This is a genomic window from Nocardioides sp. CPCC 206348 (assembly GCF_048654705.1).
Taxonomy (GTDB): Bacteria; Actinomycetota; Actinomycetes; order Propionibacteriales; family Nocardioidaceae; genus Nocardioides.
The window spans coordinates 8,084-8,320 of sequence record NZ_JBMCZA010000243.1 but is presented as its reverse complement, the minus strand read 5'-3'; the positions used below and the strand labels follow the sequence as shown (position 1 = coordinate 8,320).

At 69.6% G+C, this 237-nt stretch carries 1 protein-coding gene; it reads right to left on the bottom strand.

The genetic code is table 11. From position 1 onward, the window contains the following. A partial coding sequence (locus tag ACOADB_RS28375; RefSeq protein WP_378607566.1) for an acyl-CoA dehydrogenase family protein occupies positions 1–237 on the bottom strand: 237 nt, incomplete at both ends.

Genomic DNA, 237 nt, shown 5'->3' with positions numbered 1-237 from the left:
GGGTCGTCGCGCTCGACGACGAAGAGGCTGTAGCCGCGGGAGCCGGCGTCGGGGTCGGTCCTCGCGAAGACGATGACCAGGTCGGCGTTGATGCCGTTGGTGATGAACGTCTTCTGTCCGTTGAGCACCCAGCTGTCGCCGTCGCGCACCGCGGTGGCACGAATGCCCTGCAGGTCGCTGCCCGCGCCCGGCTCGGTCATCGCGATCGCGAGCACCTTCTCGCCCGACACCGCACCG